We start from the raw sequence: 16,722 nt of genomic DNA, 5'->3' as shown, positions 1-16,722 counted from the left end.
GGCGCGTGCGGCGGGTGTACGTCGCGCGATGCGCTGCTTCGGTTAGCGCGCAAGTGACGCAAGGTCCCAGCGCGGTTTGACCGTGAACGCATAGTCCGCGTCAGCCTGCTCCGGCCAGCGTTGCAGCCTCAATGCGCCCGCCAGCGCGATCATTGCGCCGTTGTCGGTGCACAGCGACAGGTCCGGGTAATGCACATCGAAGCCGCGTTTTTTCGCGGCCGCCGACAACGCATCGCGCAATTGCCGGTTCGCCCCGACGCCGCCCGCCACCACCAGCCGCTTCAATTTCGTGCGTTTCAACGCGGCCAGCGATTTCGCGGCGAGCACCTCGACAGCCGCATCGACGAAGCCGCGCGCAAGGTCGGCCTTGCTCTGCTCGCAGACGTTTGTGCCGAGTTTCTTCACTTGCGTCAGGACGGCCGTTTTCAGGCCGCTAAAGCTGAAATCGAGGTCGCCCGAATGCAGCATCGGACGCGGCAACACGACGGCTCCCGGCGTGCCGAACTCGGCGAGCCGCGACACTTCCGGGCCGCCCGGATAGCCGAGGCCCAGAAGTTTGGCAGTCTTGTCAAACGCTTCGCCTGCTGCATCGTCGAGTGTTTCGCCGAGGGTTTCGTAGACGCCGACGTCGGTCACGCGCATCAACTGCGTATGGCCGCCGGAAACGAGCAGCGCGACAAACGGAAAGGGCGGCGGCGCATCGACCAGCAGCGGCGACAACAGATGCCCTTCGAGGTGGTGAATGCCGATGGTCGGCTTGCCCCAGGCCATCGCGAGACCGTTGGCGATGCTCGCGCCGACCAGCAGCGCGCCTGCGAGGCCGGGGCCTTGCGTGTACGCGATCGCGTCGATGTCGGGCTGCGCGGCGCCGGAGTGTTCGAGCACTTCCTCGAGCAATGGCAGCGCGCGCCGGATGTGATCGCGCGACGCAAGCTCCGGCACGACGCCGCCGTACTCGCGATGCATCGCGATCTGCGAATGCAGCGCGTGCGCGAGCAGGCCGCGCTCGGTGTCGTAGAGCGCGAGGCCGGTTTCATCGCAGGAGCTTTCTATGCCGAGAACAAGCATGGTTCGGAGGTCGGGCGGGTCGGGCGGGCGTGGGACGTGGCGCCGGGGTTGCGGCAGGCCTGGCAGGGTTCGCGCCACGCGCCGCGGCTGGCGTGCTGTCAGAGACTTAGCCTCAAAGTATAGCAGTGCGGCCCCCAGCCGGCCGGCCCGCATGACCGCCGCGGTTACAATGCGCGCCATGGAATCTTTCGATATCGCGGTAATTGGCGCGGGCGCGGCCGGCATGATGTGCGCGGCGGTGGCCGGCCAGCTTGGGCGGCGCGTCGTGCTGATCGACCATGCGCCGCGGCTCGCGGAAAAAATCCGCATCTCGGGTGGCGGCCGCTGCAACTTCACGAATCTTTATGCGGGGCCGGCGAACTATCTGTCGGCGAATCCGCATTTTTGCAGGTCGGCGCTCGCGCGCTACACGCCGCGCGATTTCATGGCGCTGCTCAAGCGCTATCGCGTCACGTGGCACGAGAAGCACAAGGGGCAACTCTTCTGCGATCAGTCGAGCGATGCCGTGATCGACGTGCTGAAGAGCGAATGCGATGCGGGCCAGGTCGCGTGGCGCCGGCCGGTCGTTGTCGAAGAGGTGAGCCGGGCGTCGGACGGCAGCTTCGCCCTGGGCACGCGATCGGGGCGAATGACGGCGCGCGCACTGGTCATCGCGACCGGCGGGCTGTCGATTCCGAAGATCGGTGCGACCGATTTCGCTTACCGGCTCGCGAAGCAGTTCGGCCACAAACTTATCGACACGCGTCCGGCGCTCGTCCCGCTGACGTTCGCGGCCGCCGACTGGGCGCCGTTTTCGGCGCTGTCGGGCGTGTCGCTCGAGGTCCATCTCGCGACGGGCGCGAAGAAGTCGGGCGGTGAATTTATCGAAGACCTGCTGCTGACCCATCGTGGGCTGTCGGGACCGGCCGTGCTGCAGATTTCAAGTTACTGGCAACCGGGCGAGCCGGTTCACATCAATCTGCTCGCCGAACGCGACGCCGCCGGCGCGTTGCTCGAAGCGAAAGCGGGCAGCAAGCGCCAGATCGCGAATCTGCTTGCCGAGTGGGTGCCGGTGCGGCTCGCGCACGTCTGGCTCGATACGCATGGTGTGCCGCCGGACGCACGCATCGCCGACCTGCCGGACAAGACGCTGCGCAAGATCGGCGACGCGCTGTCGCGCTGGACGCTCGTGCCGAACGGCACCGAAGGCTACCGGAAGGCCGAGGTGACGCGCGGCGGCATCGATACGCGCGAGCTGTCGTCAGCCACGATGATGAGCGCGCGCGTGCCGGGCCTGTACTTCATTGGCGAGGCGGTCGACGTGACCGGTTGGCTCGGCGGCTACAACTTCCAGTGGGCATGGGCTTCCGGCGTGGCGGCGGGGCAGGCGGCCGCAGAATTTGTCCAGGGGGCTTGACTCGTTCGTGCTTTTATGCAGAACGTCTGCTATACTTCGATCCCTTTGCCCAAAACCGTTATTGAAAGATGACGACCATTCGCGTAAAAGAAAACGAGCCCTTTGAAGTCGCAATGCGCCGCTTCAAGCGCACGATCGAGAAGAACGGTCTCTTGACTGAGCTTCGTGCGCGTGAGTTTTACGAGAAGCCGACGTCTGAGCGCAAGCGCAAGAAAGCGGCGGCCGTCAAACGGCATTTCAAGCGCCTGCGCAGCCAGATGCTGCCGAAAAAGTTCTACTGAAGTTCTACTGATACTCATCGCGGCGCTCACTTTAACGCCGCGTATTTTGCGTTTCCTCCGGCGGTTTGGCGCGGCTTGCCACCAGGGTCACACGCAGCGCTTCGACCCAAGCGGCAGCGGCCGCGCGCACCCTGGCCGTACCGGCCGCGTGCATATTGGGACGCATATCGATGGGCGCGTCGCCGCGGGTTGCATGGATCGCGAATTGGCGCGAACCCGCTCGAGAAACCCGCTTCAGGCGGGTTTTTGTGTTATGCAGGACGCCCTGGTGTGCGCCTATTAATCCCCGAAACGCCTTAACAACGTATGGCAGGTGAACGATGAGTCTTAAGGTTCGGATCAACGACGACATGAAAGCCGCGATGCGCGCGCGCGAAACGGAACGCCTCGGAACGATCCGGTTGCTGCTCGCGGCAATCAAGCAGCGTGAAGTCGACGAACGCATCGAGCTCGATGACGCTGGCGTCACGGCGGTCATCGACAAGATGATCAAGCAGCGTAAAGACTCAATCAGCCAGTTCGAAGCCGCGGCGCGCGCCGATCTGGTCGCAAAGGAAAAGGGCGAACTGGATGTGCTGGCCGCCTATATGCCGGCGCAGTTGTCCGATGACGACATCGCCGCCGAAGTGCAGGCCGCGGTCGCGCAGACGGGCGCCGCCGGCCCGCAGGACATGGGCAAGGTGATGGGCGTGCTCAAGCCTAAACTTGCCGGCCGGGCCGATATGACGGCCGTGTCGGCCAAGGTCAAGGCGGCGCTTTCGAAGTAGAGGGTTCCCGCGGGCACAGCCGCGCGGGAATGACGTCGCAGCCCGGACGTTGGCCCTGACGCGTTGCTTGTGTCCGTTTCTGTCCGCGCGTCCTATGCTGTTCAGAACGCACGGCCCACGTATCCGGTCCGTTTGAAGGCAACGCTGCTACCGTGATTCCGCATGCATTCCTGCAGGATCTGCTCAACCGCGTCGATATCGTCGACGTGGTCGGCCGGTTCGTGCAGTTGAAGAAGGGCGGCGCGAACTTCATGGGGCTGTGCCCGTTTCACAACGAGAAAAGCCCTTCGTTTACGGTTAGTCCGACTAAGCAGTTCTATCATTGTTTCGGCTGTGGTGCGCATGGCACCGCCATTGGTTTTCTGATCGAGCATGCAGGATTGACCTTTCCTGAAGCTGTCAACGAGCTTGCGCAATCGGTGGGCCTCACCGTGCCGCACGAGCCGTCGGCGATACGCAGCGGCGGCGGCATGCCGGGAAACGGCGGCGACGGTTATGCGCCGAGCGCGTCGAAGGCGGTCACGACCGCGCTGTCCGACGTGATGCAAACTGCTTGCGATTTTTACCGCAAGCAGTTGCGCGGCGCGCCGAACGCGGTCCAATACCTGAAGAAGCGCGGGCTGACCGGCGAAGTCGCGGCGCGCTTTGGCCTGGGTTATGCGCCGGATGGCTGGCAGAACCTCGAGACGGCGTTTCCCAATTATCGGGACGAGGCGCTGGTCGACGCCGGGCTGGTCATCGTCAGCGAAAAGTCTGACGCGCAGGGTCAGAACCGCCGTTACGACCGGTTTCGCGAGCGCGTGATGTTCCCGATCCGCAATGTCAAAGGGCAGGTGATCGGCTTCGGCGGGCGCGTGCTGGACGGTGGCGAGCCCAAGTATTTGAATTCGCCCGAAACGCCGCTATTTAGCAAGGGCAGCGAGCTTTACGGACTTTTTGAAGCGCGCCTCGCGATTCGGGAACACAAATACGTGCTGGTGGTGGAAGGGTATATGGACGTCGTCGCGCTGGCCCAACTGGGGTTTCAGAACGCGGTTGCGACGCTCGGCACCGCCTGCACGCCGGTTCATGTGCAGAAATTACTGCGCCAGACGGACACGGTCATTTTTAGCTTCGATGGCGATGCCGCCGGTCGACGCGCGGCGCGGCGCGCGCTGGATGCCTGTCTGCCGCATGCGGCGGATAACCGGACAATCCGCTTTCTGTTTCTGCCGACCGAGCACGATCCGGACAGCTATGTGCGCGAGTTCGGCGCCGACGCGTTTGCGGAGCAGGTCGAGCGGGCGATGCCGCTGTCCCAGTTCATGCTGAACGAGGTGCTGGCCGGCAAGGAACTGGATCAGCCCGAAGGCCGCGCACGCGCGCTGTTCGATGCGAAACCGCTGTTGCAGGCGCTGCCGGCGAATGCGCTGCGTGCACAGATCATGCACATGTTCGCGGACCGTCTGAACGTGCCGTTCGACGAAGTGGCCGCGCTGTGCGAGGTCGACGCGCGGATCGCGGCCGCGGCGCGCGCGGCTCCCGCCCGCAAGGACCGGCGCAGCGTAACCGGTATCGAGCAACGGGCGCTGCGCAACCTCGTGATGTACCCGCGCATCGTGGCGATGCTGGACGACGACGCTGAGCGGGATTTGCTTGCGGTAACCCGTCATGCGGAGCTGTTCGAGGAAGTGACGACGCATGCCCGCGCGTTGGGTGAGACAGCCGAATTTCAGTTGCTCTCCGATCTATTGCGCAATGGTGCGAACGCCCCAACCTTCGAGGAAATCTTTCGCGAAATTCTGGACTATGATGAAAACGTTCGGGATTTGTTGCTGAAGAACCCGGACGACGCGACCGTCGCCGAAGAGCGCCGCGAGCATGAGCGGCTCGCCGGCGAGGAGCTGAAAGCGGCGATCCTCAAGATGCGTTACGACGCGTCCCGTGAACGCCTTGATCAGTTGGCTCGTCAATCCAGACATACGCCGGAAGAACTGGCGGAATTCAACAGCCTGAGTCAAAAGTGCGCCGACATGAAGCGGCAGCTCGGGCTGTGAACAGGAAGTGACAACGGAAGGGCTGAAACGCAGGTGCTATAATAAAAGGTTTTCAGCGGTTCTATTTCCAGGCAAAGGCGAAAGGCGATTGCAATGGTAAAGACTACAGGCGGAAAGAAAGCGGCAGGCAAAGGCTCCGAGCAGCCGACCACGAAGGTCACACAGGCCAGGTCCGCATCTTCCGCAACAAAAACGTCTGCCGAGCGTGCCACACCAGCCCGGAAGCGGGCCTCGACCGTTTCCGCCGCGCGAGCGGCCCCGGTGCAGGCGGCGAAAGCTGTCACAACGGTTACGAAGCGGCCGAATGCCCGTAGCGCAAAGGAAGGCGCAAGGGACGCGGCTGCCGCGCAGGACGATGCGGCAGTGCGCGAATCTCCAGTATCCACGGTTCAACCGGCTGTTGTCCACCAGCCGCGAGTCGAGACTACAGCCGGTACGGCGAACTCCATGACGAAAAAGCTGAACGAAGTATCCGTCGATGACGACGCAACCCAGAGCGAAGAAGTTGCAACTCCCGTTCAGGGCAAAGGCGAAAAGGCCAAGGCACGCGACCGCCGCGCGAAGGAAAAAGCGCTGCTGAAGGACGCGTTTGCGTCCACGCAGCCGGGCACCGCGGAAGAGCTCGAGGAGCGCCGCTCGAAGCTGCGCGCGCTGATCAAGCTCGGCAAGGAGCGCGGCTTCCTGACTTACGCCGAAATCAACGACCATCTGCCGGACAATTTTGCCGAGACCGAGGCGATCGAAGGCATCATCAGCACGTTCAACGATATGGGCGTCGCGGTCTACGAGCAGGCGCCGGATGCCGAGACGCTGCTGCTGAACGACAACGCGCCGGCCGCGTCGTCCGATGACGAAGTCGAAGAGGAAGCGGAAGTTGCGCTGTCAACGGTCGACTCCGAATTCGGCCGCACGACCGACCCGGTGCGGATGTACATGCGCGAGATGGGCACGGTCGAGCTGCTCACGCGTGAAGGCGAAATCGAAATCGCGAAGCGCATCGAAGACGGCCTGAAGCACATGGTGATGGCAATCTCCGCATGTCCGACCACGATCGCGGACATTCTCGCGATGGCTGAGCGCGTCGCGAATGAAGAGATTCGCATCGACGAGCTGGTCGACGGTCTGATCGACGAAAACGCGCAAGACGCGGACGGCTTCTCGGAACAGGAAGCTGAGGCGATCGAGAGCGAAGACGAGGAAGTCGAAGAGGACGAGGAAGAAGAGGAAGAAGACGACGACGGCGCCGCGCAGGCGACGGCGAATGCCGCGCAGCTCGAGGCGTTGAAGCGCATGTCGCTCGAAAAATTCGCGCTCATCAGCGAGTGGTTCGACAAGATGCGCCGCGCGTTCGAGAAGGAAGGCTACAAGTCGAAGTCGTACCTGAAGGCGCAGGAAACCATCCAGAACGAGCTGATGACCATCCGCTTCACCGCGCGCACGGTCGAGCGTCTGTGCGACACGTTGCGTGCGCAAGTGGATGAAGTGCGTCAGGTCGAGCGTCAGATTCTGCACACGGTGGTCGACAAGTGTGGCATGCCGCGCGCCGAGTTCATCGCGCGTTTCCCGAGCAATGAAACGGACCTCGAATGGGCGGACAAGATTGTCGCTGAAGGCCACTCGTACAGCGCGATCCTCACGCGTAACATCCCGGCGATTCGCGAACAGCAACAGCGTCTGCTGGATCTGCAGGCGCGCGTCGTGCTGCCGCTGAAGGACCTGAAGGAAACCAACCGCCAGATGGCGGCCGGCGAACTGAAGGCGCGTCAGGCCAAGCGCGAGATGACCGAAGCGAACCTGCGTCTCGTGATCTCGATTGCGAAGAAGTACACGAACCGCGGTCTGCAGTTCCTCGATCTGATTCAGGAAGGCAACATCGGCCTGATGAAGGCGGTGGACAAGTTCGAATATCGCCGCGGCTACAAGTTCTCGACGTACGCCACGTGGTGGATTCGCCAGGCAATTACTCGTTCGATCGCGGACCAGGCGCGCACGATCCGCATTCCGGTTCACATGATCGAAACGATCAACAAGATGAACCGTATCTCGCGTCAGATTTTGCAGGAAACCGGTCTCGAGCCGGATCCGGCAACGCTGGCCGAGAAGATGGAAATGCCGGAAGACAAGATTCGCAAGATCATGAAGATCGCGAAGGAACCGATCTCGATGGAAACGCCGATCGGCGACGACGACGATTCGCATCTGGGCGACTTCATCGAAGACACGAACACGGTCGCACCGGCCGACGCCGCGCTGCACGCAAGCATGCGCGACGTCGTGAAGGACGTGCTCGATTCGCTGACGCCGCGCGAGGCCAAGGTGCTGCGCATGCGTTTTGGTATCGAGATGAGCACGGACCATACGCTCGAGGAAGTGGGCAAGCAGTTCGACGTCACGCGCGAGCGGATTCGCCAGATCGAGGCGAAGGCGTTGCGCAAGCTGCGTCACCCGAGCCGTTCCGACAAGCTGAAGTCGTTCCTGGAAGGGAACTGACGTATCGCGTAGATCGATCGCGGAACAGGCGGTCGGCCGATGCCTTCATGCGGGGCTTCAGGGTTGTTTCGTGCGGTACGCGAAGCAGTCCCGGAAGCCCCGATTTCGTGTAGTATGTCGGCCAATCAGCGATCAGGCCCGGCCTTGCGACCGGGTCTTTTTCTTCTTGGGCCGGACGCCGTGCTGGTTGCAGGCAGCGGACTCATAATCCGCCGGAGAAATCCCGTCGTCGGTTCGAATCCGACCCGGCCCACCAAGCGCCTTTAGCGCTATCCATATCCCCTGTGCCGTTAAGCATAAAACGTCGTGAACGACGCCTTATGCTTGCACCCATCTGAAGGCCCTTCTCGGCAGCGCGTGCGCCCAACTTCCTTAAACGGGCGTTCGATAGCCTGTATCTCCCGGCGAGTTATGCGTTATTTCGATTCGTTGCGACAGCTTATTCTTTGTTGTCGAAGCGAGCGGCCTGCACCTGCTTTGCGGCATTGCTACATGCTCGGCGCAGACGGGCAGATGGTCATGTATGGCAGCGGCCGCAGTGACGACGCTTCGTAGGTCGGTTGTTGCGGTAACCCTGTCGCGAGCATCGGCATCGAGGTGAGACGATCGGCCACGCGAAGGTCGGGTTGGCGAGGACGTCGAAGCCCAGTCACGCTGACCTCTGCATGCGTACGCCCTCGACACCTCGAATCTTGCGACACACAAACGCCATCTCAGTGGTCGGCCGGCACACGTTTTGTTATCCTAATCGACCGTTGGAATGCAACGGTCATCGTGTCGAGAAGAGCCTCCCGCTGGTTCGTCGTTACGGAGAGTCGAAGACATGCGGGGTTTCATCGCTCTGAGTATCTGACGCACTAGTACGTCCTTGCTTGCGGATCTTGCCCCGATGCCCTGCGCTCAGATTATGTGACGTCTTGCATGGAAATCCTCCTCGGATGCCATGTGACGGAGAGGGTTGTAGGATTGTATGGTTTATTACAATATTCATAACAGTCTACGCGCTCTTCATATGATTGTATGATAATAATTCGCCGACGAGGGCCATCCAGATAGTGAACAAGGAAGGAATGAATACGAACCGACAAGTTGTCCGGCCGGCTGCGACATTGCGTCAGCAGGTAATCGAGGGGCTGCGTCTGTCCATCACTGATCTGACGTTCAAGCCGGGCGACCGGCTGATCGAACGCGAATTGTGCGAAATGCTGGGTGTGAGCCGGACATTGGTCCGCGAGGCATTGAGTCAGTTGGTCGCCGAAGGCCTCGTGCAGATCATTCCGCACAAGGGGCCCATTGTTGCGGTCATCACCAGGGACGAAGCGAAGGGGCTGTATGAAGTGCGCGCGGTGCTCGAAGCGCTGGCAGGGCGGCAATTCACCGAACGCGCGACACCGGATCAGCGTGTGGCGCTCGTCCAGGCGCTGAAGGAACTGGCGGCCATCAGGAACATGAAGGTGGAGGAGGTGACCCTGCGGTTCCTGCGGCAGAAGGCGCAGTTCTACGATGTGATCCTGAGCGGGGCGGGTAATCCGGTGCTGACGGAGATGCTGCGGCTCATCCACACGCGAGTGATGATGCTGCGTGCGACGACGCTGTCCCACACCGGGCGGCTCGAACAGAGCTATGCCGAAATTTCGGCGATCGTCGACGCGGTCATGCGCAATGACGCGACCGAAGCCGCGAACGCGTGCAAACGCCATGTCGAGCAGGCAGAGAAACTCGCGGTCGATGTGCTCGCGGATATTCACTGACGCCGGATCCCGCTGATCTGCCGGACGGCGCCTTCCGGCAGGCGCCGCTGCGTCGATGAGCGGCGCACGTTCGGGGCCAATACACCCCTGTAGCTTCGACTGCTCCAGCCCTGCCGGCGCCCTCAACCAGGCTACCCACCCAAAACGCTTCCAGAGGCCGCTTGGCGCTCGAGACGGCCGGCATCCCGTCCCGACTATCGGGAGCCGCTCTGCTTTCCTGTCCGCATCATATGCATCCGGCATGTAACACTTGTCGGCCATTTGGCGATATGATGCGCATCATACGTATTGCAATATCATTGTATTACGCCATATACTCGCGCCGACGGATGTTAGCGTGCCAACACGCGAGTCGATGGAAAGCGTCTGATCGAAAGGAAAAGAAAGGGACAAGGAGACGGCAGCATGGGCAAATCGCAGGACATGAGCGCAGTGGCAACGACAACGGCGGGCGCGCCAGCTTTCCGCCTGTCGCGCTGCCAATGGCTCGCGCTCATTTCTGCGTTCCTCCGCTGGATGTTCGCTTCCTCGGACCTCGGCACCGTACCGGAACTGGCGACGATACTCGCGCGCCGCATTATTTCCGCACCGCGGCGCTGGCTCAAAGTGCGCGATGGCGTCGCCGCGAAGCCCGCATCGCATACCTTCTTCGCAAGCATCTTCGAGCCGAGCCTGCGCCGCAAGACGATTGTCGGCGTAGTTGTCGCGTCGGCGGCGATGCTCGCTTGCCGCAGTGGGCTTACCTTCCTGCCCAACCGTATCCATCAACTGTCGTCAGCGGCGGCAGCACATCACGGCACGGATACCACGGTTAGATACGCCTTCATCCTGATGATGATCGGCGCGCCGCTCGGCTATCTCACGCTGATCTGGACGCTCGAAGCCCTCCACCGGCGCATGCCGTATTCCATCCTCTCACCTCGCTTGCTCGTGGCGCCGCTCGTGCTATTCATGACGGTCCGCCAACTCGTGCGAGTGCGCGCCGAAAGACTGGCATCCATCCTGGTCTTAGGAACCGCTTTGAGTACGAAAGTGCGGCCGCCCCGTGATTCAACCCGAGCCGGCCAGCGGAAACCGCGTGCGTGTTCGAGGTCGGTAGCGACCAGAGCGCGAAGGCCTGGGAGGAACGCGGCCTGCCGCCGCCGCGGCCAGCATGGCCGCGGGTCGGTGTTGCGACGGGCGCGACAGGGACGAGCGTAACGAGGCAATGCCGCAACGTGCGGTCGAAAGCAAGTAGTACATCACGGACCAGAAACAGCGCGAGCAGCGCGCAGGTCCGGAAGTGGATCAAGGATTGGAACGGGTTCTACAACGACGATAAGTAACACTCAATCAGAGGGCTTAACAGGCTTTCGTTTAGTAATCCATATGAAAAGCGATTCAAGTTGGAGAAAAACGAAGCGATACGGAGGAGAGGTTGAAGAATAAGGTAAATGGAGATTTTCCGGCAACGGTCCGCAAGGTCTCGATGAGCAAGGTGTCCGTGCTGGCGCTACTGGGCCTGTGTACCGGTGCGGCGCATGCGCAAAGCAGCGTGACGATGTACGGCTCGCTGGACGGCGGCTTGCGCAATGTGGTGAATGGCACCCCGGCCGGCGGCGCGGCGCTGACGATGGCGTCGAACGGCGTTTACGACCAGAACCGATGGGGCTTCAGAGGCGTTGAAGACCTGGGCGGCGGTCTGAAGGCGGTGTTCAACCTGGAAGCGGGTTTCGTACTTTCTCAGGGCACGCTCGACAACACCAACAACACCCTGTTCCAGCGACGGTCGACGGTCGGTCTGGAAGGCCCATTCGGCCGGGTCGACCTTGGCCGTATGTTCGCGATGCAGCATTATCTGATTAAGGATTTCGAACCGTTCGACTTCAAATTTTTGAGCATTACCGAAGCGTCGGGGGTGACCAACGGCAATTCCTCCGGCCGCGATCCGAACGCGATCAACTATACGGGCGCCTTCGGCCCGACGGTATTTCGCGCCGAATATGCTTTAGGCGGCGTTGCCGGCAGTGTCGACGACGGTTCGACCCGTGCAGTCGGATTCAACTATCGGACGCATACGGTGAAATTCGGTTTCGGTTACACGCACAAGTCAAAACAGATTGTTGCGGGTACGGGTCCGTTCTTGGGCGACAACGAATACACCGCGGGCGGCGCTTATACGCTAGGGCCGGTGACCGCGCTCGGCGGTTGGTCGCTCAACTTGCAGAACACGGCGACCGCCGTCACCGGCTCGACCAAAAACCAATACCTGTGGGGCGGCCTGCGTTATCAGATCACGCCGTTCATCCAGGTCATCGGCGCCTATTACGACAACAAAAATATTACAGCCGGGGTCCACGGCAGAAAGGACGTTTCTATCGTGGGTGTCACTTACGCCCTCTCGAAGAAAACCCTTCTGTACGCGGACTTCGACTATACGAAGTACAGGGGCGGTGAGATCACCAACATCACTCTGAACCCATCCACCCATGCCAGTCAGACCGGCATATCGTTCGGCATGAATCACCTCTTCTAAACCTCGGGACCCGCGCCGCATGTGCGCGGCGCGCGCGTGATCCGAATCGTTTCGACACAAAAGGTGAAAACGGTGGATAGAAAAAACACACGAGCGGGCGGTCCCAGTCGGCGAGGTTTTCTCAAAGGCGCATTGGCCGCCGGCGCGGCCGGCGTAGCGGGGACGACGCACGCCGCTACGATCGCCGGCGCAGCGGGCGAGGGCAAGCAACCGGCGGCTGCGGCGCCGATCGAGCCGTCGTCGAGAACGATCGCCGCTGAAACCATGAGTACGCTTGCCGACGATGTGCCGAAAGGGCACGTGCGCAATCCGGGCTCGGACTTCATGGTCGATGTGATGCGCAGCGCCGGCATCGAATATGTGTCGATGATGACCTCCTCGGCACTGCGCGGCCTGCAGGAATCGATCATCAATTATGGCGGCAACAAGGCGCCGGAAATCATCGTCTGCTGCCACGAGGAAGGGGCGGTAGGGATGGCGCACGGCTACGCCAAGATGGCGGGCAAACCGATGGCGAGCATGGTCCACGGCGTGGTCGGTCTGCAGCATGCGTCGATGGCGATTTACAACGCGTGGTGCGACCGTGTGCCGGTGATCGTGCTGGCGGGCAATACGGCGGATGCCGCGAAGCGTTTGCCCGGGGTCGACTGGATCCACACCGCCGTCGATGAAGGTTCGATCGTGCGCGACTTCGTCAAATGGGACGACGCGCCGGCGTCGCTGCAACACTACGCGGAAAGCTTCATGCGCGCGCGAATGGTGGCGACGACTGCGCCGCGCGAGCCGGTGCTGATCGTCACCGATGGCGAACTGCAGGAGAACCCGATCGACACCGCGCAGCAACTGCGCATCCCCAAACGGGTCGACGTGGCACCTCCTGTGGGCGATGCGGCCGCGCTGGCACAGGCGGCCCAATGGCTGGTCGCCGCGCAGAATCCTGTCATCGTGGTCGACCGCGCCGTGCATTCACAGGACGGTGTGGTGCAACTGACGCAGCTCGCCGAGTCGTTGAACGCACCGGTCATCGATCTGTACGGCCGGATGAATTTTCCGACCGCGCATTACCTGAATCACACGGCGCGGCACAGGTCTCTGATCGACGAGGCCGACGTCATCCTGGCGCTCGAAGTGGGCGACCTGTGGGGCCTGACGAATACGGTCTCCGATACGCCCGGGCGCCCGGCGAAGCGGCTGATCAAGCCGGACGCCAAGGTGATCAGCATCAGTGACGCCTATCTGTATTCAAAGTCGAGCTATGGCGACATACAGCGCTATCTCGCGGCTGACCTGCCGATCGGCGGGGACGCGCAGGCGACCGTACCCCCACTGATCGAAGCGATTCGCCGCGTAGGACGACCGGGCGGTTTCGACGCGCGCAAAGAGGCCATGCAGACGGCGCACCTGAAGATGCGCGAGACGGCGCGAAACGCTGCCGCGGTCGGATGGGATGCCGTTCCAATCAGCACCGCGCGGTTATGCCAGGAAATCTGGGCGCGCATCCGCCACGAGAAATGGTCGCTGGTTTCACAGCCGCAATTCGAAAGCTATTGGCCTCAACGGCTCTGGGATTTCACCGAGTACGAGCAGTTCATGGGCGGCTCGGGCGGGTACGGCATTGGTTATGGCTTTCCGGCTGCGGCCGGTGCGGCGCTCGCGTGCAAGGGCACGGGCCGTATTGCGGTCAACATTCAGCCGGACGGCGATCTGCTGATGGTGCCCTCGGTGTTATGGACCCTCGCGCATCACCAGATTCCGCTACTGACGATCATGCATAACAACCGCGCGTGGCATCAGGAAACCATGCATATCCAGCGGATGGCGACACGGCGCGATCGCAACCCGGAGACCTGGCGGATGGGCACACTGATCGAGAAGCCTTACGTCGATTTCGCTACCGTCGCGAAAGGCATGGGCGTGTGGGCGGAAGGACCGGTCACCGATCCCGCCGCGCTGGGTCCGGCAATTGATCGCGCACTGGCTGTCGTCAAGAGCGGCCATCCGGCGCTGCTCGATGTCGTCACGCAACCGCGTTAGGGGAACCGCGATGAACGTTTTCAGGCGGACTGTTTCGCTGGCGCTCGCCGTGACCGCGTCGTGCGCGCTGCTGACGCCGGCGCATGCGCAAACGTCCGGCGCCATTCAGCGCGGCCACGAGCATTTTCTGAAAGACGGCTGCTACCTGTGCCACGGCACGGTCGGGCAGGGCGGAGTGGGACCGGCTATTGCCGTCGATCTGCTGCCATATCAGGCATTTGCCTACTATGTGCGGGCGCCCTCCGGAGCCATGCCGCCGTTCTCGGAAAAGATCCTGAGCGACGCGGATCTAAGCGACATCCATGCGTATCTGGAGTCGCTGCCGAAGCCGCCGGCGGCGGATAGCATCAAGCTGTTGCCGAGGGCGGGAGAGTAGGGAGGGTACAGAGAGCCAAGCCCGAATCGGGCGTCGTGTGCGCGACTGCGAATCGACGCTCACCGACTCGACGTTTGATTAGCGAGCGCGACGGCCGGTTATCCGGCCATCGCGCTTTGAGGAAGCGGAATTCACGCTGCCGCGCGCAGTCGCTCGATCAGGCGCCCAAGGCGTTCGCGGCAGCGACCCACAATTTCAATGCGCGCCGGGCAAGCCCTGCGCATTGATGAAGCGAGCGTCTGTCGACCCGCCTTGGGACGTTTCGCTTCACCGAGCTAGCCGCCGGAGACGGTCACTCACTCGTGACCGCCCGACGCCTCGCGTACCGGCGTTTCCGGCTTCACGCCGCCGCGCCGGTTGGCGAAAGTGCGCTCGCCGGTCTCGCGCCAGCCGCCGGAGGTCGCCGCTTTTGCATACTCGTCCCAGCGCGCGTCCCAGTCGCCCAGATGGTAGCCGTGCCATGGCGGCTGCGGCGTGAGGTGGGGCAGTTGCAGCTCTTCCCAGATCTTGCGCGCAGCGGTCATGTACTGCTCCGCCGGCAGAGCCAGCGGCGGCATGTCGTGCTTCAGCGTCGCGTCGATCAGCAGCGTGCTTTCGAGCGGCGCGCGGCCGGACTTGGGACCATGCCCGCTGGTGCGATAAGGCGTCACGTGCACGTCATGCGTGAAGTCGGAGCGGTAGGCGAGCGACCAGAAGACCGCATCCGCATTTTCCGGGTTGATATCCTCGGAGACGGCGATAACCAGCTTGCCGCACTGCGCCTGGAGCGTCGCGGCGCCCTGCATGCCGCGCCAGATCTCGGCCTGCGGCGTGCCGCGCGCAAACTGGACGAAGATCACCTTGCGCAGGTTGGTCAGCGGTTCATGCATCACGACCCGCTTCACGCCACGCACCCCCATCGTCTTCTGCAGATGCTCGAGGAACAGCGGCTCATAGGCCACCTTCTTCAGCACCGAGCTTTCGCTCGGCGTCACCTGGCTGATGATCGAGACGAAGACCGGCTTCTTCTTCATCGTGATCGCGGTGACGTGCATCGACATGTTGTAGTCTTCGAGCGCGATATGGCCGTGGCTCTCGCCGAACGGACCTTCGGGCTCCAGTGCGTCCGTGTCGATCAGACCTTCGATCACGATCTCGGCGTCGGCCGGGACGACGAGATCGATGGTCTTGCAGCGCACCACCCCGACCGGCGCGCGCATCAGGCCGCCGGCGACGGCCATCTCGTCCTGGTCGATCTGCAGCTTCTGCGGCCCGGTGAACAGCACGGCCGGCGCGCAGCCCAGCACGATGGCGCACGGCATCTGCTGGCCCTTGGCGCGATATTTCTCCCAATGGAGATAGCCGCCGGCGCCCGACAGGCGGCTCGCCATGCGCACGCCCAACCGGTCTTCGGCCTTCAGCGCGGCGCGGTAGGTGCCCATGTTCTGGACGCCGCTCTCCGGGTCTTTGGTCACGCAGAGCGTCGCGGTGAGATAGGGCGCCGCATCGAAGCCTGGCGTGGAGACCGGCACCGGCAGACGCGACAGGCCCTTGAGCTTCAGCGCGTCGCCGGTGATCACCACTTCCTGGCAGGGCGCCTGCTCCGCCATCACCGGCGGGATCGGCTCGGCGATCGCTTCCATCCAGATCTTGCCGATCTGATCGACCGGCAAACCGAGGCCGGTAGCGTAGATCTCCGGCGATGCGGCGAGGCCGCCGATCAGCACCGGAATGTCATAGGTATGGCCTTCGCCGTCGACCACGTTGGTGAACAGGAAAGCGCGGCGCTGATCTTCGTCCAGCCCGCCCTGGAACTGCCAGCGCGCGAGCGGGTGCAGTTCCGTATCCTTGTTGATCGGCCGCTCGATGCGAGTGAGCAGACCCTTGGCCTCCAGTCGGGCGATATGCTCCTGCAAGTCGCGCGGGGCGCCCTGCGGATCGCCGGCAGCAGTTGCGGCGCGCGAAAGTTTGTCCATCACACTCTCCTTGGCCGGAATGGCGGCCCATAGTTTGGATTTAAAACAGGATC

Annotated in this window: 12 protein-coding genes and 1 tRNA gene; 11 read left to right on the top strand and 2 right to left on the bottom strand. The window is 62.6% G+C overall.

The annotated features are described in order from the left end of the window. Positions 1–42: 42 nt before the first annotated feature. On the bottom strand, positions 43–1,068 hold the full coding sequence (tsaD, locus tag HV675_RS13180) for a tRNA (adenosine(37)-N6)-threonylcarbamoyltransferase complex transferase subunit TsaD (RefSeq protein WP_175111358.1): 1,026 nt from the start codon (positions 1,066–1,068) through the stop codon (positions 43–45). Between tsaD and HV675_RS13175 the strand changes: the two genes are divergently transcribed. The 11 genes from HV675_RS13175 to HV675_RS13125 all read left to right on the top strand — a co-directional run bounded on the left by HV675_RS13175 (position 1,067) and on the right by HV675_RS13125 (position 14,714). Next, positions 1,067–2,464, top strand: coding sequence for a BaiN/RdsA family NAD(P)/FAD-dependent oxidoreductase (locus HV675_RS13175; protein ID WP_377700610.1), 1,398 nt, complete (start codon positions 1,067–1,069; stop codon positions 2,462–2,464). The genes tsaD and HV675_RS13175 overlap by 2 nt on opposite strands. Positions 2,465–2,532: 68 nt before the next feature. Next, complete coding sequence (gene rpsU / locus HV675_RS13170; protein ID WP_075159061.1) at positions 2,533–2,745, top strand: 30S ribosomal protein S21; 213 nt, start codon at positions 2,533–2,535, stop codon at positions 2,743–2,745. A gap of 320 nt (positions 2,746–3,065) precedes the next feature. Next, positions 3,066–3,512: a GatB/YqeY domain-containing protein gene (locus tag HV675_RS13165; protein WP_175111356.1), complete on the top strand. Its 447-nt coding sequence runs from the start codon at positions 3,066–3,068 to the stop codon at positions 3,510–3,512. 152 nt (positions 3,513–3,664) lie between these two features. Beyond that, positions 3,665–5,548, top strand: a complete 1,884-nt coding sequence (dnaG, locus tag HV675_RS13160; protein ID WP_175111355.1) for a DNA primase — start codon at positions 3,665–3,667, stop codon at positions 5,546–5,548. A 93-nt stretch (positions 5,549–5,641) separates the two neighbouring features. Continuing rightward, positions 5,642–8,038: an RNA polymerase sigma factor RpoD gene (rpoD, locus tag HV675_RS13155; RefSeq protein ID WP_175111354.1), complete on the top strand. Its 2,397-nt coding sequence runs from the start codon at positions 5,642–5,644 to the stop codon at positions 8,036–8,038. Positions 8,039–8,206: 168 nt separating this feature from the next. Next, a tRNA-Ile gene (locus HV675_RS13150) sits at positions 8,207–8,294 on the top strand. Between the two features lie 814 nt (positions 8,295–9,108). Further along, on the top strand, positions 9,109–9,789 hold the full coding sequence (locus tag HV675_RS13145; protein WP_175111353.1) for a GntR family transcriptional regulator: 681 nt from the start codon (positions 9,109–9,111) through the stop codon (positions 9,787–9,789). Positions 9,790–10,194: 405 nt separating this feature from the next. Beyond that, complete coding sequence (locus HV675_RS13140) at positions 10,195–10,989, top strand: MFS transporter (protein WP_175111352.1); 795 nt, start codon at positions 10,195–10,197, stop codon at positions 10,987–10,989. 217 nt (positions 10,990–11,206) lie between these two features. After that, positions 11,207–12,304 (top strand): porin, encoded by a 1,098-nt coding sequence (locus HV675_RS13135; RefSeq protein ID WP_246270229.1) that lies wholly within the window; start codon positions 11,207–11,209, stop codon positions 12,302–12,304. A 72-nt stretch (positions 12,305–12,376) separates the two neighbouring features. Continuing rightward, complete coding sequence (locus HV675_RS13130) at positions 12,377–14,338, top strand: thiamine pyrophosphate-binding protein (RefSeq protein WP_175111351.1); 1,962 nt, start codon at positions 12,377–12,379, stop codon at positions 14,336–14,338. Between the two features lie 10 nt (positions 14,339–14,348). Beyond that, positions 14,349–14,714, top strand: coding sequence for a c-type cytochrome (locus HV675_RS13125; protein WP_175111350.1), 366 nt, complete (start codon positions 14,349–14,351; stop codon positions 14,712–14,714). Between the two features lie 296 nt (positions 14,715–15,010). Here HV675_RS13125 and HV675_RS13120 read toward each other — a convergent pair whose 3' ends face one another. Then, on the bottom strand, positions 15,011–16,669 hold the full coding sequence (locus HV675_RS13120) for a UbiD family decarboxylase (RefSeq protein ID WP_175111349.1): 1,659 nt from the start codon (positions 16,667–16,669) through the stop codon (positions 15,011–15,013). Positions 16,670–16,722 lie beyond the last annotated feature (53 nt).

This window comes from Paraburkholderia solisilvae (genome assembly GCF_902859875.1).
Lineage (GTDB): Bacteria > Pseudomonadota > Gammaproteobacteria > Burkholderiales > Burkholderiaceae > Paraburkholderia > Paraburkholderia solisilvae.
The sequence above is the reverse complement of the archived record's forward strand: the minus strand, read 5'-3'. Positions and strand labels throughout refer to the sequence as shown.

Coding starts and splice junctions, on each gene's coding strand:
- HV675_RS13175 (WP_377700610.1), top strand. CDS start 1,067: ATGGTTCGGAGGTCGGGCGGGTCGGGCGGGCGTGGGACGTGGCGCCGG.
- tsaD (WP_175111358.1), bottom strand. CDS start 1,068: ATGCTTGTTCTCGGCATAGAAAGCTCCTGCGATGAAACCGGCCTCGCG.
- rpsU (WP_075159061.1), top strand. CDS start 2,533: ATGACGACCATTCGCGTAAAAGAAAACGAGCCCTTTGAAGTCGCAATG.
- HV675_RS13165 (WP_175111356.1), top strand. CDS start 3,066: ATGAGTCTTAAGGTTCGGATCAACGACGACATGAAAGCCGCGATGCGC.
- rpoD (WP_175111354.1), top strand. CDS start 5,642: ATGGTAAAGACTACAGGCGGAAAGAAAGCGGCAGGCAAAGGCTCCGAG.
- HV675_RS13145 (WP_175111353.1), top strand. CDS start 9,109: ATGAATACGAACCGACAAGTTGTCCGGCCGGCTGCGACATTGCGTCAG.
- HV675_RS13140 (WP_175111352.1), top strand. CDS start 10,195: ATGGGCAAATCGCAGGACATGAGCGCAGTGGCAACGACAACGGCGGGC.
- HV675_RS13125 (WP_175111350.1), top strand. CDS start 14,349: ATGAACGTTTTCAGGCGGACTGTTTCGCTGGCGCTCGCCGTGACCGCG.
- HV675_RS13120 (WP_175111349.1), bottom strand. CDS start 16,669: ATGGACAAACTTTCGCGCGCCGCAACTGCTGCCGGCGATCCGCAGGGC.